Below are 21765 nucleotides of genomic sequence, written 5' to 3'. Positions count from 1 at the left end.
TTAATCATCCCGAGTTCACTTATGAAATACACCCTCCAGGAAGGTTCATTTTCCCTTTTTCCTGCTGCCTGGCAGGATAACAGCATGAACATCATTCGCGATGACGAAAGCGGGCTGTCCGTGGTGGTCTGCCGCGGCGTTATCCCGGACGGCAGCGACTACGAACAAGAGTTTCACCGCCAGTGGGACGTGCTGCGTCCTCAGATGGGTGAGATTGCCCAGAGCGAATTCCGGAGCGTAAAAGCCGGGCCTGATGGAAAAATTAACGGGCTGGAAGTTGAGACCACCTTTGACCGCAACGGGCAGCGTCTGTGGCAAAAACAGCTGGCCGTGCAGACGCCGGGCAAACCCGTAATGATGATTTTTACCCTCTCGGCACTCAGAGCATTCACTGAAGAGGACGAGGTGCGCTGGAGCGCGCTTAAGCAGAGTCTGACGCTAAACGACAACCGGAATGTGTAAGGCATGAGCGATAACAACGCGGCCCGTAAGGGCGACGAGATTATTCACTCCAGCATTTTTGCTGACATCACCAGCATTGTGGCGGAAGGTGCCGCCTATGCGGTGATCGGTGCGGCGGTAGGCGCAGCAGCAACCGTAGCGGCGCCATTGCTGGGTGCGGGGGCAGCAGCTGCAGGCGTGGCAGCAATTGGATCCAGTTGTCTGTTAAGCGGCATCATTGGCGGCGTGCTGGCGAACGTGGCGGGTATCACAGACGATATCAGTAACGCCGCGGAAGGGTTAGGTAATGCGCTTTTCCCGCCGTCGCCTGCGGGCAAAATCACCACCGGTTCGAACAACGTTCTGACCAATGCAATCCCTGCCGCGCGCGCGGCAGGCACGCTCACGCCCGCCGATACCCCGCCCCCTGAGCCGCAGTCGCCGGGCAGCTTTGCCGATTACGCGGGCATGCTGCTTTCCGCCGCCGGACAGTTTGGCAGCGAAATGTGGCAGCCGAGTGTGGCCTCCGCCGCTGCGGGAACCTCGCCGCTGGAAGAAGACAAGGTGGCGTGTGAAAAACACTCCGGGCCGCAGTATCTGGCGGAAGGCTCCAAAAGCGTCTTCATCAATGGCCAGCCTGCGGTGCGCGCGAAAGATCGCACCACCTGCGAAGGCACCGTTTCCGACGATGTCTCTCCTAACGTGATCATCGGCGGGGACACGCTCACGGTCCGCGATATCAAAAGCGGTAAAACGCCGGGTCTGGCGCTGGGGATGATTGCGCTCTCCCTGCTGCGCGGGCGTCCGGGCAAGATCCTGAAAAACATGCCCTGTGCGCTGGCGGCGGCAGGCGGTGGGATGCTGGCGGATATGGCGGTGAATGCCGTGTTTGGCTCCTCGCACCCGGTTCACGCCGCCACCGGCGTGAAGGTGCTGAATGACGACGACGAGCTCGATTTCTCGCTGCCGGGGCGCTTTCCGCTGCGCTGGCAGCGCAGCTATAACAGCCTGACCACCCGCGAAGGGCTGTTCGGTCTGGGCTGGGCTACAACCTTTGACAGCTATCTGACGCTGGAAGATAACAATGCGACCTGGTTCGATGAAACCGGGCGCGAGCTGAGCTTTGAACTGCCGCCTGTCGACCAGGCGTTTTACAGCATCAGCGAAGGCATCATTATCCGCTGCAATGAGAGCGGCGACGTGGCGATTGCCGACGATGACGGCGCGGTGTGGCGTCTGTACAAACCGACCCGGGCGAATCCATCCATCCTGCGTCTGGCCTCCCTCAGCGATGAATACGGCAACGCGCTGCTGACGGCGTGGGACGAGTACGGCAGGCTGGTTGGTCTTCACGACGAGCCGCGGGCGATAGACGTCACCCTGCGCTATGAAGATGAGCGTTTCCCGCAGCGGGTTACCGCAGCCAGCCATTTCGACGGCAGCCAAACCTGGCCGCTGATGCAGTGGGGCTACGACGCGCGCGGCCAGCTGGCGAGCGCGACGGACGCCTCCGGTGTGGTGACGCGTGAATACCGCTATAACGACCACGGCCTGATGGTCTGGCACCGCTTGCCGGGGGGGCTGGAGAGCGAATACCGCTGGCAAAAATTCGACCACTGGCGCGTGGTGGAAAACCGCACCAGCACCGGCGACGGCTGCCGCTTTAGCTACGATTTAGACGCGGGGCTGACGACCGTCGAGCACTACGACGGCCAGACGCGACGCCACTACTGGAACGCGCAGAATCTGATTGTGCGCTACCTCGACGAGCGCGGTGAAAACTGGCGCTACGAGTGGGACGATAACGAGCTTCTGACGCGTCGCATCGATCCGCTCGGCAATGCCGTCACCTTCGTCTACGACGAAATGGGCAACCGGGTTCAGGAGACCGACGCCGACGGCAATACCCGCACCACCACCTGGCTGGAGCACCGCGCGCTTCCCTCGGCCATTATCGAAGCCGACGGCAGCGCCACCCGCTTCTGGTACGACGAACACCACGGACTGAAGCGTGTGCTGGATCCGATGGGGCAGACGACGCAGCTGCGCCGGGACGAGTTCGGCCAGGTCGTTGAAGAGGTCGATGCCGCCGGCAACAGCCGCTATCAGGAGTACAACGAGGCCGGGCAGATTGTCCGTTCGACGGACTGTTCCGGGCGTATTACCCGCTATCGCTATCACCCGCTGGGCTGGCTGGTGGCTGAGACTGGCGCCGACGGGGAAGAGACGCGCTACCGCTACGACGCCGCAGGGCGCCCGGTGCAGCTCGACCGTCCGGAAGGCTGGACGGAGTCGCTTAAATGGAACGAACGTGGCCTGCCGGTGAGGCACGCGGGCGCCGACGGGAAAGAGAGCGAGTTCAGATACGATGAGGCGGGGCGCTTAACCGCCACCCGTAATACGCAGGGCGAAGAGGTCCGTCGCCGCTGGGACAGCCGCGGGCGTCTGATTGCCCTGGAAAACGAGAACGGCGAAGCGTACCAGTTCCGCTGGGGCGCTGACTCGCTGCTGCTGGAAGAGGTAGGGCTTGATGGCGTGGCCTCGCAGTATCGCTATGATGCCTGCGGACGCACGATAGAGCGAACGTTTGCCGCCGGCCATCCGGAGGCCATCACCCACGCCTTCGCCTGGAGCGCGAGCGGCCAGCTGGTCGCCCGCACCACGCCGGAAGGGCAGACCCGCTACCACTACACGCCGTCCGGGCTGTTAAGCCGGATTGGGCTGCATCCGGCGCTTTCAGCCGATGCCTGGAGCACCGAGGCGGAGCAGGAGCTCGCCTTTGAGTATGACGCGCTCGGCCGCGTGACGCGCGAAGCGGGCGAGCACGGGGAGCTGGCGTGGGAGTATGATGCGCTGGGCAATCGCACCTCCGTCACGCTGCCCGATGGCCGCGAGCTGAAACAGTTCTACTACGGCAGCGGGCATCTGCTCAGCATTGCCCTCGATAAGCTCTCGGTCTCCGACTTTACCCGCGACGAGCTTCACCGTGAAACCAGCCGTACGCAGGGGCTGCTGACCACCCGCAGCGAATACGACCGCCTGGGCCGACTGCATCGCCGGGACGTCTTTACCGGCAACGCCCAGCGCCCGTCGCCGCGCCGCTGGTCCCGCCGCTGGGATTACGATTACCGTAATAACCTGGTTCGCGAAGAGCGGGACGATAACCCGTTCAGCTGGTACCGCTGGCAGTACGACAGCGCAGGCCGGCTGCTGGTTCAGGACGGCACGCTGCCCGGTCAGGAGCAGTGGCGCTGGGATGCGGCGGGTAACCCGCTCGAAGGAACTGCTGAGAAGGTCACGCACAACCGCCTGACGCAGCTGAACGGCATTCGCTGGCGCTATGACATCCACGGCCGCACCGTGGAGAAAGATAACGGCCAGACCCGCTGGCACTACCGCTACGACGGTGAGCACCGCCTGACGGAGGTGATCAGCCAGCCGCGGGATCGCAACAGGCCGCAGACGCAGGTCAGCTTCCGCTATGACCCGCTCGGGCGACGCATCAGCAAAACGCGACGCCAGATGCTGGGTGGACAGCCAACCGGCAAGCCGGTCACCACCCGGTTTGTCTGGGAAGGGTTCCGCCTGCTGCAGGAAGTTCACGGGGATGTGCCGCTCACCTACGTCTACAGCGATCAGAACAGCTACGATCCATTGGCGCGTATTGATGGTGTGGAAGCGCCGGAGATCTTCTGGTTCCACTGCCAGCCCAACGGCACGCCGGAGCGGATGACGGATATCGAAGGGCAGGTGCGCTGGGAAGGAGTGAACAGCGCCTGGGGCAAGCTGCTGCGGGAAAGCGAAACGCAGGTATCAGGATATTCTCAGAACCTGCGCATGCAGGGTCAATACCTGGACCGCGAGACAGGGCTGCACTACAATCTGTTCCGGTATTACGACCCGGATTGCGGACGGTTTACGCAGCAGGATCCGATAGGGCTGGCGGGAGGGATAAACCTTTACCAGTATGCGCCGAATGCGCTGAAATATATTGACCCTCTTGGCTTATCATCAACCACTTTCTATCATGCTGGTGATATTCGGGGCGAGATTAATCCTTCTATGGGGAGGCATGGATTAGATTTTAATCCTTCTAATCAAGGTGGTTTTTACGTAACTACTGATAAATCACAGGCTATTAAATGGGCAGAGTTGAGAGGGCATCCTACTATAACGCAATTTGATATACCGAATTCAGAACTCGATAAACTAAATATAAAAGTATTTGAGTCTGCTGATAATGAATGGGCTAAATTTGTAACTCAGGGTAGAGCCAACACACTTGCACATAGTTATGATGCTGTAAGTGGACCAATGTTAGCAAACCCAGGTGCTGTAAAAAAAGGAGGAAAGGCTAAGCCCATAGGTTCACAGTTTGCTATTTTCTCAAATAAAGCAGCAACCGTGTTTGATCGTTATAAAGTAAAAAAAAGGTGTAAAGGGCAATGAATATTATCGATGGTATCCAATTCAATGATTCTAATGAAAGTGTTATTTTTAATTACTATAGTTGGGTTGAGTTGATTAAAGCGATTATTGTTAAATATGCGAATAAAACAGAGGGAGAGGCTGAGCGTATAGTATTAGCCTCTCCACTTGTTCGTATTACGGAAAATGATTACATGTCTGTGGCTTTGCGCAGTCATGAAAGTGAATATCATTGGGCAATGCTAATTGCTTATGGTGATCAATATTGGACAAAGGGAGTTTCACCAGATGAACCTGACGGATACTTTGAGTGGGAAAAAGAATACAAGAAAAAAAATAATCTGGCAGAGGATAACTTTATTTTTAGGGATTAAGTGAAAGAAAAAAGTTTAAGAAGTAAGATCTTGTCAGTTTTATTGTATGTTATGGCGTTATTATATTGAAGCATATAGTAATATATCATAGCGATCCCTTTTTAAGACTTAAAGCTCCGCTAAGAATTATAATGTAATCTTATACTATAAGTGGATTCGTCTCTGTAGAACAAACGGAGGACTTAATTATTACTTGCGATAAGTCTAACTGAGAGGCAAAGGATGAGCACAGTTTACGAAGTTATTTTGGCCCTATATAAAACCACTCGAAGAGATTGACGCAGCGATACCTGCTCATGTTGAGTGGTTAAAAAAGGGGGATTCAGAGGGGATTTTCCTAGCGTCCGAAAGCCGGTTCCTAAGAAACGATAGGGACATATTCGCTAAGAGTGAGAGTCTTGCCTCTCTTAAAGAGCATTTATGCGAGGATCCTTTTCAGGCTTTAAAGCTTGCGACTGCATCATTACTTTTGAACCCTGCTTGGAACAGAGCTCTTAGACAATGTGATTTGACTCCGCAATAAAAAAATCCACGCCAAAGCGTGGATTTTTTTCATTCAAAACAAATCAAACGTTAAACAGGAAGTTCATCACGTCGCCATCTTTAACGATGTAATCTTTCCCTTCCGCACGCATCTTGCCAGCTTCTTTCGCGCCTTGCTCACCCTTGTAGGTAATGAAGTCTTCAAACGCGATAGTCTGCGCACGAATGAAGCCCTTCTCGAAGTCGGTGTGGATCTTACCGGCTGCCTGAGGCGCAGTCGCACCCACAGGGATGGTCCACGCACGCACTTCCTTCACGCCAGCGGTAAAGTAGGTCTGCAGGTTCAGCAGCTCATAGCCCGCGCGGATCACGCGGTTCAGGCCCGGCTCTTCCAGACCCAGCTCGGCCATGAACTCTTCACGGTCGGCGTCGTCCAGCTCTGCGATATCGGATTCAACGGCAGCGCAAACCGCTACAACCACAGAACCTTCCGCCGCGGCAATTTCACGCACTTTGTCCAGGTACGGGTTGTTCTCGAAACCGTCTTCGTTAACGTTGGCGATGTACATGGTTGGCTTCAGGGTCAGGAAGCTCAGGTATTTGATCGCCGCTTTGTCTTCGTCAGTCAGGTTTTTCAGCGCGCGCAGCATGCCCGCGTTTTCCAGCTGTGGCAGGCATTTTTCCAGCGCAGCCAGTTCCGCTTTCGCATCCTTATCGCCGCCTTTCGCTTTCTTCTGCACGCGGTGAATGGCGCGTTCGCAGGTGTCGAGGTCAGAGAGCGCCAGCTCGGTGTTGATAACGTCGATATCGTCAGCCGGATCCACTTTGTTGTTTACGTGGATGATGTTGTCGTTCTCGAAGCAGCGCACAACGTGGCCGATCGCTTCGGTTTCACGGATGTTGGTCAGGAACTGGTTACCCAGACCTTCGCCTTTGGAGGCACCCTTCACCAGGCCCGCGATGTCCACGAACTCCATGGTGGTTGGCAGAATGCGCTGCGGCTTCACGATTTCCGCAAGCTGGTCCAGACGCGGGTCCGGCATTGGCACCACGCCGGTGTTCGGTTCGATGGTACAGAACGGGAAGTTCGCCGCTTCGATACCCGCTTTGGTAAGCGCGTTAAACAGGGTGGATTTGCCCACGTTTGGCAGACCGACGATACCGCATTTGAATCCCATTTCTAAATCACCTTAATATCTTGATAATCAATCCGTTAACGATAACCGATTGATGAAAAGTAAATAACTACGCCTATTATACACGTAACCCGCATGACGCGCGGTAAAAAAGCCGTATCGGGCGGATTATTGCGCTTTGAAAGCGTGTAAGCGATTTGTCGCTTTGGTTAAGCCGTCTTGCAGCCAGATTTCAGTGCAGCGCGCCGCTTCGTCTACCGCCTCGTCAATCAGTTTTTGTTCGGAAACCGGGGGCTTACCGAGCACGAAACCGACAACTTTGTTTTTATCGCCCGGATGGCCGATTCCCACGCGCAAACGGTGGAAATTCGGGTTATTGCCCAACTTGCTGATGATGTCTTTTAGACCGTTGTGACCGCCGTGTCCGCCGCCCAGCTTGAATTTTGCTACGCCAGGCGGGAGATCCAGCTCATCGTGAGCCACCAGAATTTCATCCGGGTTGATGCGATAAAACGTTGCCATCGCCGCCACCGCTTTACCGCTCAGGTTCATAAAGGTGGTCGGCACCAGCAGGCGAACATCCGCGCCTGCAAGGTTGATACGTGAGGTGTAGCCGAAGAATTTAGGTTCTTCACGCAGGGGAGCACGTAACCGTTCGGCCAGCAGATCGACGTACCAGGCTCCGGCGTTGTGGCGGGTGGCCGCATACTCCGCGCCCGGGTTGGCGAGGCCGACAATCAGTTTAATCGTCACGATTCAATTCCTAATGGGTTCCAGATCTGGCGCGTAGTTTACTGTCTGGCGCGCCGCTTGACAAAATTCTGCGGTTATCCCGGCGAAATTCGAATAATTACTCATCTGAACAATTAGAATTTCAAGCTGTTCAACGCCTTATTTGTAAACTTTTGTTTGTGCGTTATCCGTAATTGTGATCATTCACGCAACTCATAAAAGGGGCGTTGTCTATACTTTACACACAAGGATTAGGGGCTTTTCCCCTGACAACCCAAAGTTCCGGAGGTGACATATGAAACGCAAAAACGCTTCGATGCTCGGTAACGTGCTAATGGGGTTGGGACTGTTCGTGATGGTAGTCGGCGTAGGTTATTCCATTTTAAACCAACTGCCGCAGCTTGATCTCCCACAATACTTCGCGCATGGCGCGGTATTGAGCATCTTCCTCGGTGCAGTATTGTGGCTCGCCGGGGCGCGCGTAAGCGGACATGAGGAAGTCTGCGATAAATACTGGTGGGTGCGCCACTACGACAAACGCTGTCGCCGTGACCAGCATAAGCACAGCTAGTGCCTGATTAAGAACATCGAAACGACTCCATCCGGAGTCGTTTTTTTTTGCATAGCATATTGACCCTCACGTAACGTAAGGCTCCAGAGTGGTGGCACTGGCAAAGTAAAAAGGAGCAGTTATGTTGATTCAGGTGGGTGAGCTGGCGAAACGAGCCGGCATCACCGTGCGGACATTGCATCACTACGAGCAAACAGGGCTGTTGCTGCCTTCTGCCAGAAGCGCGGCAGGTTACCGGCTTTACAACCTGGCGGATGTCCAGCGTCTGCACATGATCCAGGCGCTGGCAAAAGCGGGGCTGGAACTTGCCGAAATCAGGGATTTTCTGGAAAAGGAGTCGCTGTCGTTGACCGAGCTACTCGATGCGCAAATCACGCTGCTGGATAAACAGCTGCGCAGCATACACACGCTGCGCGACCGGCTGGTGGAGCTGCGTACCGGGCTTACCGACGATGCGACGCCGGATCTGGAGTCCTGGCTACAGACTCTGGAGTTAATGAATATGTACGATCGCTGGTTTAGCAAAGAAGAATTACAGCAGTTGCCGTTTGCGGTACAAAAGGATGCGCTGGCGGCTATCTGGTCAGGGCTCGTGGCAGAGGCTAACGCGCTGCTGGAACAGGATATACCCGTTACTGACACGCGGGCGATGGATCTGGCGACCCGCTGGATGGAACGTCTTGAACAGGACACGGCGGGCAAGCCGGAGTTTCTCACCCGGCTGAACGAGATGCACAGCGTAGAGCCACAGATGCAGGCGCAGACCGGCATCACCCCGGACATGACAGATTACATCACGCGGGCGTTTGCGGAATCTAAGCTCAGGATATGGGAGAAGTATCTCACTGCCGAAGAGATGGCCTTTACCCGGGCACATTATTTTGACCGCATGATGGAGTGGCCGCCGCTGGTGGCGAAACTGCATCAGGCGCAGCGGGACAATATCGCTCCTGACTCGAAGGAGGCGCAAAAGCTGGCTGAAAACTGGCTGGCATTGTTCCAGTCCTACGCAGGCACCAACCCCGAGACCCAGCAAAAGTTTCGTACGGCTATGCAGCAGGAGCCGCATCTGATGAAAGGAACCTGGATGACGCCTGCCGTGCTTGCATGGCTCCAGCAGGCGATCGGGGTGATGATGCAGAGACGTTTCTCTGCATCAGATAACTCACAGATCCGCTAACGCGGCTTCACGGTTAGGATAAAAGGCAAGGCAGCCAGGGATCGGCTGCACGCCCGCACGCGCCATCGTGCGCAGGGGCTGGAATTCCAGGTTGCTGACCCGCAGCTCGCAGCCTTCTGGCAGACGTTTCACAAAGCGCTGGAAGGCATCCAGACCGCCAGCATCCAGCACCGGGACGGCATCCCACTTCAGCACCACAACCCGTTTCCCCGCGATGCGGGACTCCAGATCGCTGAACAACCCTTCCGCCGCGGCAAAGAATAGCGGGCCAATCACGCGCAGCACCAGCACATCCTCAGGCACCTCCACGTTAACCGGCGAGAGGCGCGTCATCTGCGCGATGCGGCGCATAAATAGCAGGGACGCGAGCACGATCCCGACGCTGATGGCGATAACCATATCGAACAGCACGGTCAGCGACATGCAGATCAGCATCACGATGATGTCGTCTTTCGGCGCACGGCGCAGCAGATTCACCACCTTATGCGCCTCGCTCATGTTCCAGGCCACCATCAGCAGCAGGGCGGCCATGGCGGAAAGCGGCAGCCAGGAGAGCAGCGGGGCAAGGATCAGCAGCGCCAGAATCACCAGCACGGAGTGGATAACCGCTGAAACGGGGGAGGTCGCACCTGCGCGCACGTTTGCCGCAGAACGGGCGATGGCTGCCGTAGCGGTAATCCCGCCAAAGAATGGTGCGATGAGGTTGCCTAAGCCCTGACCGACCAGTTCGCTATTGGCTTTGTGCTTGGTGCCGGTCATGCCGTCGAGCACCACGGCGCACAGCAGGGATTCAATCGCTCCCAGCATCGCCATAGAGAACGCGGCGGGCAGCAGGGCGCGAAGGGAATCCCAGCTTAGGGTGAAGCTCGAACCAGGCATGTCCCACGGCAGCACCAGCTGCGGCAGCAGCTGCGGAATGCCGTTACCCTGCGAACCGTCCGCCAGAACATAGTGGAACTGCGAGCCGATAGTCGCGACATGACCGCCGAACATATTAACGATAGCCATCACCGCGCAGCCCAGCAGCAGGGCGGGCAGATGGCCCGGCAGGCGAATACCGAGGCGAGGCCAGACGATAAGCGTCCCCAGGGTGACTATTCCGATGGCGGCGTCGCCCAGGTTGGCCGTCGGCAGCGCCATAAACAGCGCCCCCACTTTCTGTAAATAGTGCTCCGGAACATGGGTCATTTGCAGACCGAGGAAATCCTTAATCTGCATGGTTCCGATGGTGATCCCAATCCCCGAGGTGAACCCCAGCGTCACGGAAAGGGGAATGTATTCAATCAGGCGACCAAAACGGGCCAGACCGAACAGAATCAAAAAGACGCCGGACATCAGGGTGGCAACCAGCAGGCCTGCCAGACCAAACTGTTGTGAAACCGGGTAGAGGATCACCACAAAGGCGGCGGTCGGGCCGGAGACGCTGAAGCGCGAGCCGCCCGTCAGGGCAATAACAATCCCGGCAACGGCCGAGGTATACAGACCGTACTGTGGCGCAACGCCGCTGCCAATCGCCAGCGCCATCGCCAGCGGGATGGCAATAATTCCGACGGTGATCCCGGCAATCAGGTCACGGATAAAGCGTGACGAGGTGTACTTCTCTTTCCAGCAGGCGTCGATGAGGGCGCGAAAGGGCAGAACATGTGAGGAGGCTACGTTTTTCACAATTATCTATCATCCGTGTGCGCATCATCTGTCATATGAATGGCAGGTGAAGGAGGCATTAATCATACAAATAAAACCCAGAGACAAAAAAACCCGCCGCAGCGGGTTTTTTGGCCGTGTTCGATTAGTGTTCGAACATTGCAGAGATGGATTCTTCGTTGCTGATACGACGAATCGCTTCGGCCAGCATCCCGGACAGGGTCAGGGTACGCACGTTTGGCAGTGCCTTGATCTCGTCGCTCAGTGGGATGGTATCGCATACCACAACTTCGTCAATGACGGAGTTGCGCAGGTTGTTCACGGCATTACCGGAGAAGATCGGGTGGGTCGCGTAAGCGAACACGCGCTTGGCACCGCGCTCTTTCAGCGCTTCAGCGGCTTTACACAGCGTACCGCCGGTATCGATCATGTCGTCAACCAGCACGCAGTCGCGGCCAGCCACGTCACCGATGATGTGCATCACCTGAGAAACGTTAGCGCGCGGACGACGCTTGTCGATGATCGCCATGTCGGTATCGTTCAGCAGCTTAGCGATAGCACGGGCACGTACCACGCCGCCGATGTCCGGAGAAACCACGATTGGGTTGTCCAGGTTCAGCTGCAGCATGTCTTCCAGCAGGATTGGGCTGCCGAATACGTTATCAACCGGGACATCGAAGAAGCCCTGGATCTGCTCTGCGTGCAGGTCAACGGTCAGTACGCGGTCAACGCCGACGCTGGACAGGAAGTCAGCGACAACTTTTGCGGTGATTGGCACACGCGCGGAACGGACGCGACGGTCCTGGCGGGCATAACCAAAGTAAGGGATAACAGCAGTGATACGGCCTGCGGAAGCGCGACGCAGAGCGTCGACCATAACAACCAGTTCCATCAGGTTGTCGTTTGTTGGAGCACAGGTGGACTGGATGATGAAAATATCACCACCGCGTACATTTTCGTTGATTTGTACGCTGACTTCGCCGTCGCTAAAGCGACCTACGGCGGCGTCGCCGAGGGAAGTGTACAGGCGGTTGGCAATACGTTGTGCTAGTTCCGGGGTGGCGTTACCAGCAAAAAGCTTCATATCAGGCACGAGAAGAACCTCAGGCATGCGTCCAGTGGTGGATAGCGTTCGCCGCAAACTGCGGGGCCTAAGCGAAGGCTATCCAGGCGGTGTATTAAAGAGCGCGATGCAACGTCTGGAACAGGGTGACGTTGTCACCGAAACTCAGTCTGCGCCAGAATGGCCTGCTGTAGGGGGGAGGTGTTCATCCCGCGCGCTACAAAACCATGCAGCCAATCCGGCGCTTGCTCAAGCACCTGACGGGCAGCGGATTCGGTGTCAAATTCAGCAAAGACACAGGCCCCTGTACCGGTCAGGCGCGACGGCGCGTATTCTAACAGCCAGGAAAGCACCGCATCAACCTCGCGAAAACGTTTTCTTGCGATATCCTCGCAATCGTTGCTGAATTCACAATTTAATAACGTTTCTATTGACCGTACCGGGGTATTTCTTTTCAGGTCAGGATCTTTAAAGATGACCGGGGTCGGAATGCTCACGCCGGGGTGGGCAACCAGATACCATTTCTCCGGCGGGTTGACCGGGGAGAGGATCTCGCCCACGCCCTCAGCAAAGGCCGCGTGGCCGCGAACAAACACAGGGACATCTGCGCCCAGCGTTAAGCCCAAACCAGCCAGTTCATCCGTCGACAGCCCGCAGCCCCAGAGGTGGTTCAGCGCAACCAGCACAGTGGCGGCGTTGGATGAGCCCCCGCCGAGACCGCCACCCATCGGCAGACGCTTCTCAATGCGGATATCCGCACCGCTTCCCGCCGGCAGACGGCCCGACTCCGCGGCGGCTTTCATCAGCAGGCGCGCGGCGCGGACGATCAGGTTGTCCTCATGTGCCACGCCGTCGACCGGCGTCAGCAGGCAAATCTGCCCATCCTGACGCGGCTCGATGGCAATCGTGTCGCCATAGTCAATAAACTGAAACAGCGTCTGCAGAGTGTGATAGCCGTCAGCACGCTGGCCGGTGATGTATAAAAACAGGTTCAGTTTTGCCGGAGAAGGCCAGTGGGTCATCATTTAACGATCCAGTTGTCCATTTTCAGCTTGATGCGCTGGCTGCCCTGGGTCAGCTCCATGTTTGATGGCAGCGACGGTTTACTCTTGCTGTCATAGGCGCTGTACACCACTTTCCAGGTTTTGCCGTTCTGGGTGTAGTTGACCTGGCTCAGACGGTATTGATCGTCAAGCGTATAGTCGGTCGCTTCGCCCGGCAGGCCGAGGATCCACTGGCGCAGGCTGTTCAGCGGAATTGGCATCCCGGTCAGCTTGCCAATCATCTCTTCGGCATCGGTCGCCGTGTAGTGCTGGCCTTTGTTATCGGTGATCTGGGCTTCGCCCGGTTTGGCGATAAGCTCCAGCTCGGTGCTGCCAAGCGGGTTCAGCAGCAGCAGGCGATAGTTGTCCTGCCCCGTTTGCTGCCAGAAGAAGCGGGCATAAACCTTTTGTTCGTCAGAGAGATACGCGAAGGCGCCGCGCGTCTGGTACTGCTTCAAATTAAGGACGTCCTGCTGGTGCTGACGCCACTGCGGTGAATCAGGGCTTTTGCCCGGGCCTTTTGGTTGGGTGACAGTACAGGCGGTCAGAACCAGTGCTGCCAGCGGCAGCAGGCGAATCAGTCGGGTCATAATGAGGACAAATCCTTGAGATACGTTGCAGTTATAACTGTTAATGCTAGCGCCCCGCAGTGCAACCGTCTACGTTCAAATTATCTCAAAGCGTTGAGTAACCTATTACTCCGAAAGGATGCGGTCTCTTTTATTGATCTCGCGCATCCTGTATGATGCGTCCTGCTAACCTTATTAACGCTGGTACTACTCCCGCTCAACATGACCCTATTAGCACTCGGCATCAACCACAAAACGGCCCCGGTTTCGCTGCGAGAACGCGTTACGTTTTCGCCGGATACGCTTGACCTGGCGCTGGACAGCCTGCTTGCACAGCCGATGGTGCAGGGTGGCGTGGTGCTTTCGACGTGCAACCGTACCGAGCTGTATTTGAGCGTAGAAGAGCAGGATAACCTGCACGACGCGCTGATCCGCTGGCTATGTGACTACCACAATCTCAACGAAGACGAGCTGCGCAACAGCCTGTACTGGCATCAGGATAACGATGCGGTCAGCCATCTGATGCGCGTCGCCAGCGGTCTGGATTCGCTCGTGCTGGGCGAGCCGCAGATCCTCGGCCAGGTAAAAAAAGCCTTCGCAGATTCCCAGAAAGGGCATCTCAAGGCCAGCGAGCTGGAGCGTATGTTCCAGAAGTCCTTCTCCGTGGCGAAGCGTGTGCGAACCGAAACCGACATTGGTGCCAGTGCGGTTTCTGTTGCTTTCGCGGCCTGTACCCTTGCACGGCAAATCTTTGAATCCCTGTCGACCGTCACCGTGATGCTGGTAGGCGCGGGCGAAACCATCGAGCTTGTGGCGCGCCATCTGCGCGAGCATAAAGTGAAAAAGATGATTATCGCGAACCGCACCCGCGAACGCGCGCAGGTGCTGGCGGACGAAGTGGGTGCCGAGGTGGTTGCGTTGAGCGATATTGATGAACGTCTGAAAGAGGCGGACATTATTATCAGCTCTACCGCCAGCCCGCTGCCGATCATCGGTAAAGGGATGGTGGAGCGTGCGCTGAAATCTCGCCGTAATCAGCCAATGCTGCTGGTGGATATCGCCGTTCCGCGCGATGTTGAGCCAGAGGTTGGCAAGCTGGCTAACGCCTATCTTTACAGCGTGGATGACCTGCAAAGCATTATTTCGCACAACCTCGCCCAGCGTAAAGCGGCGGCGGTGCAGGCGGAAACCATTGTTGAGCAGGAAACCAGCGAATTTATGGCCTGGCTGCGCGCGCAAAGCGTCAGCGAGACCATCCGCGAGTACCGCGGGCAGGCGGAGCAGGTGCGTGATGACCTGACTGCCAAAGCGTTAGCGGCCCTGGAACAGGGCGGCGACGCGCAGGCGATTATGCAGGATCTGGCGTGGAAGCTGACCAACCGCCTGATCCATGCGCCAACCAAATCTCTTCAACAGGCTGCCCGTGACGGGGATGATGAACGCCTGACTATTCTGCGCAACAGCCTCGGGCTGGAATAGCGCCCTATACCCATTTTCTAAGACAAGGTGCACTTACGCCTATGAAGCCTTCTATCGTCGCTAAACTGGAAGCTCTGCACGAGCGCCATGAAGAAGTACAGGCGCTGCTCGGCGATGCCGGGACTATCGCAGACCAGGAACGTTTTCGCGCGCTTTCGCGTGAATATGCGCAGTTGAGTGATGTATCAAAATGCTTTACCGACTGGCGACAGGTTCAGGAAGATATTGAAACCGCGCAGATGATGCTCGACGATCCTGAGATGCGCGAGATGGCGCAGGAAGAGCTGCAGGATGCAAAAGCGCGTTCCGAAGAGATGGAGCAGCAGCTTCAGGTGCTGCTCCTGCCGAAAGATCCGGACGATGAACGTAACGCGTTTGTCGAAGTGCGCGCCGGTACTGGCGGTGACGAAGCGGCGCTGTTTGCCGGGGATCTGTTCCGCATGTACAGCCGCTACGCCGAATCGCGCCGCTGGCGCGTGGAGATCATGAGCGCCAACGAAGGCGAACATGGCGGCTACAAAGAGGTTATCGCCAAGATCAGCGGCGACGGCGTGTACGGACGTCTGAAGTTTGAATCCGGCGGTCACCGCGTGCAGCGCGTTCCGGCCACCGAATCTCAGGGCCGCATACATACCTCCGCCTGTACGGTGGCGGTGATGCCGGAGCTGCCGGAAGCGGAACTGCCGGACATCAACCCGGCGGACCTGCGCATCGACACCTTCCGCTCCTCCGGGGCGGGCGGTCAGCACGTTAACACCACCGACTCCGCCATCCGCATTACCCACCTGCCGACCGGCATCGTGGTGGAGTGTCAGGACGAACGTTCGCAGCACAAAAACAAAGCCAAAGCGTTGTCCGTGCTGGGCGCGCGCATCCACGCGGCGGAAATGGCGAAGCGTCAGCAGGCGGAAGCCTCTACGCGTCGTAACCTGCTGGGCAGCGGCGATCGCAGCGACCGTAACCGCACCTACAACTTCCCTCAGGGGCGCGTGACCGACCACCGCATCAACCTGACCCTGTACCGTCTGGACGAGGTGATGGAAGGGAAGCTGGATATGCTGATTGAGCCTATCGTGCAGGAATACCAGGCCGACCAGCTGGCGGCGCTGTCCGAGCAGGAATAATGGATTTTCAGCGCTGGTTACGCGAGGCGGCCGGTGAGCTTTGCAAAAGCGAAAGCCCGAAGCGCGACGCCGAAATTTTGCTTGAGCATGTGACGGGTAAAGCCCGTACGTACCTGCTGGCGTTCGGCGAAACTGAGTTGACCGCAGAGCAGGAAGCACGGCTCGCCGCGCTGCTTGCCCGCCGTAAAAACGGCGAGCCGGTGGCGCACCTTGTCGGTGAGCGCGAGTTCTGGTCGCTACCGCTTTACGTCTCGGCGGCGACGCTGATCCCGCGTCCGGATACCGAGTGTCTGGTTGAGCAGGCGCTGGCACGTTTACCCGCAGCGGCCTGCCGCATTCTCGATCTCGGGACGGGAACAGGTGCTATCGCGCTGGCGCTGGCCAGCGAGCGGCCTGACTGCGATGTGACGGCAGTGGATGTGATGCCCGACGCGGTGGCGCTGGCGCTGCGTAACGTGGAACGTCTCGGGCTCAGCAACGTAACGGTGCTGCAAAGCAGCTGGTTTGCCGCGCTGGAGAACCGCTCATTTGCGATGATTGTCAGCAATCCTCCTTACATTGACGAACATGATCCGCACCTTGCGCAGGGAGATGTTCGCTTCGAACCGCTGACGGCGCTCGTGGCCGCCAACGCGGGATTAGCCGATCTTGATCACATTGTGACAACGTCACGAGAGCATTTGCTTCCCGGCGGCTGGCTGCTCGTGGAGCATGGCTGGACGCAGGGAGAATCCGTGCGGGCACTGTTTACCCAGGCAGGCTACGCCGCTGTCGAAACCTGCCGCGACTACGGCGGCAACGAACGCCTGACGCTGGGGCAGTGGTCTTGAGATCCGGGTATCTGCCATTTACTGATAAAGGCGTAAGGCTGACTGAAAGGCAGTTTGGCGTTATCATCTACATCGTTTTGAGTTTTATCGCGCCTGAGCGTCATTGTTCGCTCAGTCGTTACTGGGGTAAGTCATGAGGTCCTTAGCCGATTTCGAATTTAATAAAGTGCCGCTTTGCGATGGCATGATCCTGATTTCGGAGATGATACGCGACGATTTTACGTCGCAGTACGTCTACGATGAGCTGGAGAATCTGGTCAGCCTGGCGCGTGAAGAGATCAATCAGGCGCGCCCGCAGGACTGGCAATTAGAGAAGCTTCTGGAGCTTTTCTACGGCGAATGGGGTTTCTGCGACACGCGTGGCGTGTATCGCCTGTCTGACGCATTATGGCTGGACCAGGTCTTAAAAAATCGTCAGGGCAGCGCCGTTGCGCTGGGCTCTATTTTGCTGTGGGTTGCGCACCGCCTGGATATTCCGCTGGTGCCGGTTATTTTTCCGACGCAGATGATCCTGCGTGCGGAGTGGCTGGACGGTGAGATGTGGCTCATTAATCCGTTTAACGGCGATACGCTGGATGAGCATACGCTGGACGTCTGGCTGAAGGGCAACATCAGCCCGGTGGCCGAGCTCTTTAACGAAGATCTCGACGAAGCCGACAACGCCGAAGTCATTCGCAAGCTGCTGGATACGCTGAAGTCAGCGCTGATGGAAGAGCGTCAGATGGAGCTGGCCTTGCGTGCCAGTGAAGTGCTGCTGCAGTTTAATCCGGAAGATCCGTACGAAATTCGCGACCGCGGGCTTATCTATGCCCAGCTCGACTGCGAGCACGTGGCGCTGAACGATCTGAGCTATTTCGTCGAGCAGTGTCCGGAAGATCCGATTAGCGAAATGATTCGCGCGCAGATCAACGCGATCTCGCACAAACAAATTACACTGCATTAATCTTAATTCCGATTCACACCTGAATAAGGCGATCCTATGAAACAAAAAGTGGTTAGCATTGGTGATATCAAGGTAGCAAACGACCTGCCGTTCGTGCTGTTTGGCGGTATGAACGTGCTGGAGTCCCGCGATCTCGCCATGCGTATCTGCGAGCACTACGTGACCGTGACCCAGAAGCTGGGCATTCCGTACGTGTTTAAAGCCTCTTTTGACAAAGCCAACCGCTCCTCCATCAACTCTTACCGTGGCCCGGGCCTGGAAGAGGGGATGAAAATTTTCCAGGAGCTCAAGCAGACGTTTGGCGTGAAAGTGATCACCGACGTGCATGAGTCCTGGCAGGCGCAGCCTGTGGCAGACGTGGTAGACGTAATCCAGCTTCCGGCGTTCCTGGCGCGTCAGACCGACCTGGTTGCCGCGATGGCGAAAACCGGTGCCGTGATCAACGTGAAAAAACCGCAGTTCGTGAGCCCTGGCCAGATGGGTAACATCGTTGATAAGTTTATCGAAGGCGGTAACGACAAGATTATTCTGTGCGACCGTGGCGCTAACTTTGGTTACGACAACCTGGTTGTAGACATGCTGGGCTTCAGCGTCATGAAGAACGTCTCAAACCAGTCGCCGGTGATCTTCGACGTGACCCACGCGCTGCAGTGCCGCGACCCGTTTGGTGCAGCCTCTGGCGGCCGTCGTGCTCAGGTGACCGAGCTGGCGCGCGCCGGTATGGCGACCGGCCTGGCAGGTCTGTTCATTGAAGCGCACCCGGATCCGGCTAACGCGAAATGCGATGGCCCATCCGCGCTGCCGCTGGATAAGCTGGAGCCGTTCCTGAAGCAGATCAAAGCGATTGACGATCTGGTGAAAAGCTTCGACGAGCTGGATACCAGCAACTAATAAAAAAACCCGCTTCGGCGGGTTTTTTTATGGGACATATTGCCGGGTAAGCGCAGCGCCGCTGGGCAAAAAGACTACGCAAAAATTGTCATCAAATATGCTACAAACAGCGCCATATGCGCCGCGCCGTTCAGGACATTGGTGCGGCCAGTGGAGAATGAAATCTGGCACAGCAGCAGCGAGGCCACCATCACAATCATCTCCGGTGCGCCCAGCGCAAACTGCAGCTCGTTACCGGTCATAAAGGCAATCAGCGTCACCACCGGCACGGTGAGTGAAATGGTCGCCAGCACGGAGCCGAAGAACAGATTCATCGCACGCTGCACCTGATTGTTCAGCACCGCCTTCAGCGCACCTAAACCCTCAGGGGACAGGATCAGCAGCGCCACCAGGAAACCGGTAAAGGCCACCGGCGCGTTCAGCTCGGTTAACAGCGTCTCCAGCGGGTTGGCGTTCATCTTGGTGACGGCAATCACCGCAATCAGATGCACGATCAGCCAAACCGTGTGCCACGCGCTGCTGTGGGCCGACGGCTTGCCGTGGTGCGGGTCATCGTCGTCGCTGTCGTCTTCATGCTCATACACAAACAGGCTCTGGTGCGTTTTGGTCTGAATGAGCAGGAACACGCCGTACATGGCGGCGGAAATCAGCGCGACCAGCAGCGCCTGGCCGGTGGAGAAGTTTGCACCCGGCAGCGCCATCGGGAAGACAAGCACAATGATGGCCAGCGGGAAGAGGGCAATCAGATACTGTTTAATGCCGAAAAGATTCATGTACTGAGTCGCAAATTTGCGCCCGCCCAGCAGCAGAGAGAAGCCTACCAGGCCGCCCGTCACAATCATAATGATGGAGTAAAGCGTATCGCGCATCAGGGTCGGGGCGGCATCGCCGGTTGCCATCAGCGCGGAAATCAGGCTGACTTCGAGAATAACGACGGAAAGGCTGAGAATTAAAGAGCCATAAGGCTCGCCCAGGCGGTGGGCTAATACGTCCGCATGGCGAACGACGCTAAATGCGCTGGTTAAGATACCGACCAGGGCAAGAATATTGATACCAACCACCACTGGCAGTGACTGACTGCTTCCCCAGAAGAGCAGCACAGCCAGTGCCAGAACCGGGAAAATGAGAGACGTCTCCTTGTGGCGGGTCTTTACCGCCTCGTGTGTTGCTGTCATGTGCTTCTCCATCAATGCAGGTGCTTGTAATTATAGATAGATTTTAAGGGCAATAAATTAACAGAAATCTGTTAAATAACCTTTATTTTTTACTTAATTTTACCCTTTGTTATGGTTTTCTTGTTTAATGCCTATAATAAGATATTTCTTTTAAATATATATTTAATAACAATGAATTATGAAATTCATCCGCTCATTGTTTATGACCGGCTGGCACACCGGCGTATCGTCGTCCACACTTAACTCTTTAGGCAAAAGAGAGGTTAGTGATGCCATATAAAACGAAACGCGAATTACCCGATAACGTGAAAAACGTCCTGCCCGAACACGCGCAGGATATCTACAAAGAAGCGTTTAACAGCGCATGGGATCAGTACAAAGATAAAGACGATCGGCGGGATGATGCCAGCCGGGAAGAGACGGCGCACAAGGTCGCGTGGGCCGCAGTAAAACATGACTATGAGAAAGGAGACGATGATAAATGGCATAAAAAGAAATAGCCGTGAAATTATTCGCTGCCTTCATTTTGACTTTTCAGGCGGTTGAACTGCCGTTGTATTGCAACTGGTCCGCTAATTGCTTATCGTAATTTGACTGCTGGCAAAATGACCAGCACAGAATGCCGGGAAGGCGAATTACAGATGTCGCAAGGAAGCATGCAGTGGCGGAGGTGGAAAGTGTTAACGCGTGATTTCTTAATGAAGGCAGATTGTAAGACGGCATTTGGTGCTATTGAGGAATCGCTTCTCTGGTCAGCTGAACAACGTGCGGCGTCGCTCGCTGCTACGCTTGCCTGCCGCCCGGATGATGGCCCGGTATGGATTTTTGGCTACGGTTCACTGATGTGGAACCCGGCTCTCGAATTTGTTGAATCGGCAACCGGCACGCTGCCCGGCTGGCATCGCGCATTTTGCCTGCGCCTGACGGCCGGACGCGGCAGCGCCTGTCAGCCAGGGCGCATGCTTGCACTAAAAGAGGGCGGACGCACCACGGGCGTCGCGTATCGCCTTCCGGATGCCACGCTCGAAGAGGAGCTGACGCTGCTCTGGAAGCGCGAGATGATCACCGGCTGCTATATGCCGAGCTGGTGCAAGCTGGAGCTCGACGACGGGCGCACCGTTAACGCGCTGGTATTTATTATGGATCCGCGCCACCCGCTGTATGAAGCGGACACCCGCACGCAGGTGATTGCCCCGTTAATTGCCGCCGCCAGCGGGCCGCTGGGCACCAACGCGCAATATCTCTTCTCCCTCGATCAGGAGCTGACCCGCCTCGGCATGCAGGACGATTGTCTGAATGAGCTGGTGGTGAAAGTGAAGGCGCTGCTGGAAGGGAACCCGCTCAACAGCACGCTGCGACCGGGTTTTGCCTGAGAATACGCCCGGCGAGCCGGGCGTTTAAATTACGCTGCCACGTAGCTGACCGAATGCTCCAGCGACTGGCTGTGGCTGTCGATCAGCACATCCCACGTGCCGGTATACGGCACGGTAAGCCAGGCCTTGTCATCCTGCACGGTCAGAATATCCGCCTGGGATTGCTTCTGTGCTTTCGCACTCATCAGATGAATACGACAGCGCTCTGAGCAACGCACCACCACCGTATCCCCGCCAAATAGTTTCAAACTTGTTTTCACCAGTGCCATTTTCTACCCCGTCGATT

20 protein-coding genes and 2 pseudogenes are annotated in these 21765 nt (G+C 56.6%); 14 read left to right on the top strand and 8 right to left on the bottom strand.

Annotated elements, in window-relative coordinates:
• The first annotated feature begins 21 nt into the window (after window positions 1-21).
• From IM294_RS03800 to IM294_RS22220, 4 genes and pseudogenes are all read left to right on the top strand, one after another.
• Window positions 22-462, top strand: a complete 441-nt coding sequence (locus tag IM294_RS03800; protein ID WP_193360303.1) for a DcrB-related protein — start codon at window positions 22-24, stop codon at window positions 460-462.
• 3 nt (window positions 463-465) lie between these two features.
• The gene (locus tag IM294_RS03795) at window positions 466-4890 is read left to right on the top strand and encodes an RHS repeat-associated core domain-containing protein (protein WP_126818569.1); all 4425 of its coding nucleotides are present in this window, start codon (window positions 466-468) and stop codon (window positions 4888-4890) included.
• Window positions 4887-5243, top strand: a complete 357-nt coding sequence (locus tag IM294_RS03790) for a hypothetical protein (RefSeq protein ID WP_063154403.1) — start codon at window positions 4887-4889, stop codon at window positions 5241-5243. Before IM294_RS03795 ends, IM294_RS03790 begins: the two co-directional genes overlap by 4 nt.
• Window positions 5244-5465: 222 nt before the next feature.
• Window positions 5466-5755 (top strand): annotated as a pseudogene (locus IM294_RS22220) (YciI family protein).
• A 54-nt stretch (window positions 5756-5809) separates the two neighbouring features.
• Here IM294_RS22220 and ychF read toward each other — a convergent pair.
• Both ychF and pth read right to left on the bottom strand, forming a co-directional pair.
• Window positions 5810-6904 (bottom strand): redox-regulated ATPase YchF, encoded by a 1095-nt coding sequence (gene ychF, locus IM294_RS03785; RefSeq protein ID WP_003856650.1) that lies wholly within the window; start codon window positions 6902-6904, stop codon window positions 5810-5812.
• Window positions 6905-7030: 126 nt separating this feature from the next.
• A complete protein-coding gene (gene pth, locus IM294_RS03780; RefSeq protein WP_008499504.1) occupies window positions 7031-7615 on the bottom strand; it encodes an aminoacyl-tRNA hydrolase in 585 nt (194 codons plus the stop codon).
• Window positions 7616-7889: 274 nt separating this feature from the next.
• On the opposite strand from pth, the gene ychH reads away from it, so the two are divergent.
• Together ychH and IM294_RS03770 are read left to right on the top strand one after the other, a co-directional pair.
• The gene (gene ychH / locus IM294_RS03775; RefSeq protein WP_028013466.1) at window positions 7890-8165 is read left to right on the top strand and encodes a stress-induced protein YchH; all 276 of its coding nucleotides are present in this window, start codon (window positions 7890-7892) and stop codon (window positions 8163-8165) included.
• 121 nt (window positions 8166-8286) lie between these two features.
• Entirely contained in the window at window positions 8287-9345 is a 1059-nt protein-coding gene (locus IM294_RS03770) for a MerR family transcriptional regulator (protein WP_126818568.1), read from the top strand.
• Here IM294_RS03770 and dauA read toward each other — a convergent pair.
• The 4 genes from dauA to lolB form a co-directional block, all read right to left on the bottom strand.
• Entirely contained in the window at window positions 9331-11010 is a 1680-nt protein-coding gene (gene dauA / locus IM294_RS03765; protein ID WP_126818567.1) for a C4-dicarboxylic acid transporter DauA, read from the bottom strand. The genes IM294_RS03770 and dauA overlap by 15 nt on opposite strands.
• A gap of 124 nt (window positions 11011-11134) precedes the next feature.
• A complete protein-coding gene (gene prs, locus IM294_RS03760) occupies window positions 11135-12082 on the bottom strand; it encodes a ribose-phosphate diphosphokinase (protein WP_003856663.1) in 948 nt (315 codons plus the stop codon).
• A 125-nt stretch (window positions 12083-12207) separates the two neighbouring features.
• Window positions 12208-13077 carry a 4-(cytidine 5'-diphospho)-2-C-methyl-D-erythritol kinase gene (gene ispE, locus IM294_RS03755; protein ID WP_028013463.1) on the bottom strand — a complete coding sequence of 290 codons (870 nt, stop codon included), beginning with the start codon at window positions 13075-13077 and terminating at the stop codon, window positions 12208-12210.
• Window positions 13074-13685, bottom strand: a complete 612-nt coding sequence (gene lolB / locus IM294_RS03750; protein WP_028013462.1) for a lipoprotein insertase outer membrane protein LolB — start codon at window positions 13683-13685, stop codon at window positions 13074-13076. The genes ispE and lolB overlap by 4 nt, the downstream gene beginning before the upstream one ends.
• A 201-nt stretch (window positions 13686-13886) precedes the next feature.
• Between lolB and hemA the strand changes: the two genes are divergently transcribed.
• The 6 genes and pseudogenes from hemA (at window position 13887) to kdsA (ending at window position 18931) form a co-directional block, all read left to right on the top strand.
• Window positions 13887-15143: a glutamyl-tRNA reductase gene (hemA, locus tag IM294_RS03745; RefSeq protein WP_021240361.1), complete on the top strand. Its 1257-nt coding sequence runs from the start codon at window positions 13887-13889 to the stop codon at window positions 15141-15143.
• 41 nt (window positions 15144-15184) lie between these two features.
• Window positions 15185-16267 (top strand): peptide chain release factor 1, encoded by a 1083-nt coding sequence (gene prfA, locus IM294_RS03740; RefSeq protein ID WP_021240360.1) that lies wholly within the window; start codon window positions 15185-15187, stop codon window positions 16265-16267.
• Window positions 16267-17097, top strand: coding sequence for a peptide chain release factor N(5)-glutamine methyltransferase (gene prmC, locus IM294_RS03735; protein WP_063942338.1), 831 nt, complete (start codon window positions 16267-16269; stop codon window positions 17095-17097). Before prfA ends, prmC begins: the two co-directional genes overlap by 1 nt.
• A gap of 8 nt (window positions 17098-17105) precedes the next feature.
• Window positions 17106-17189: pseudogene (locus IM294_RS22050) on the top strand (siroheme synthase); the annotation flags it as partial.
• A 41-nt stretch (window positions 17190-17230) separates the two neighbouring features.
• A complete protein-coding gene (gene sirB1, locus IM294_RS03730; protein WP_028013460.1) occupies window positions 17231-18040 on the top strand; it encodes an invasion regulator SirB1 in 810 nt (269 codons plus the stop codon).
• Window positions 18041-18076: 36 nt separating this feature from the next.
• Window positions 18077-18931: a 3-deoxy-8-phosphooctulonate synthase gene (gene kdsA / locus IM294_RS03725; protein WP_028013459.1), complete on the top strand. Its 855-nt coding sequence runs from the start codon at window positions 18077-18079 to the stop codon at window positions 18929-18931.
• A gap of 74 nt (window positions 18932-19005) precedes the next feature.
• On the opposite strand, the gene chaA is transcribed toward kdsA, so the two are convergent.
• Window positions 19006-20106: a sodium-potassium/proton antiporter ChaA gene (gene chaA, locus IM294_RS03720; RefSeq protein WP_008499517.1), complete on the bottom strand. Its 1101-nt coding sequence runs from the start codon at window positions 20104-20106 to the stop codon at window positions 19006-19008.
• Between the two features lie 269 nt (window positions 20107-20375).
• Here chaA and chaB point away from each other — a divergent pair, with 269 nt between their 5' ends.
• Window positions 20376-20606, top strand: a complete 231-nt coding sequence (gene chaB / locus IM294_RS03715) for a putative cation transport regulator ChaB (protein WP_014884191.1) — start codon at window positions 20376-20378, stop codon at window positions 20604-20606.
• Window positions 20607-20783: 177 nt separating this feature from the next.
• On the top strand, window positions 20784-21479 hold the full coding sequence (locus IM294_RS03710) for a gamma-glutamylcyclotransferase (RefSeq protein WP_028013457.1): 696 nt from the start codon (window positions 20784-20786) through the stop codon (window positions 21477-21479).
• Window positions 21480-21508: 29 nt separating this feature from the next.
• Here the strand turns inward: IM294_RS03710 and IM294_RS03705 are convergent, their stop codons facing one another.
• Window positions 21509-21748 (bottom strand): DUF1883 domain-containing protein, encoded by a 240-nt coding sequence (locus IM294_RS03705; RefSeq protein ID WP_013096243.1) that lies wholly within the window; start codon window positions 21746-21748, stop codon window positions 21509-21511.
• Window positions 21749-21765 lie beyond the last annotated feature (17 nt).

Origin of the sequence: Enterobacter cloacae complex sp. P43RS (genome assembly GCF_014930585.1) — a bacterium.
In the GTDB taxonomy this organism is placed as follows: domain Bacteria; phylum Pseudomonadota; class Gammaproteobacteria; order Enterobacterales; family Enterobacteriaceae; genus Enterobacter; species Enterobacter bugandensis.
Note: the sequence above shows the minus strand (reverse complement) of the source record. Positions and strands in the feature narration are given on the sequence as shown.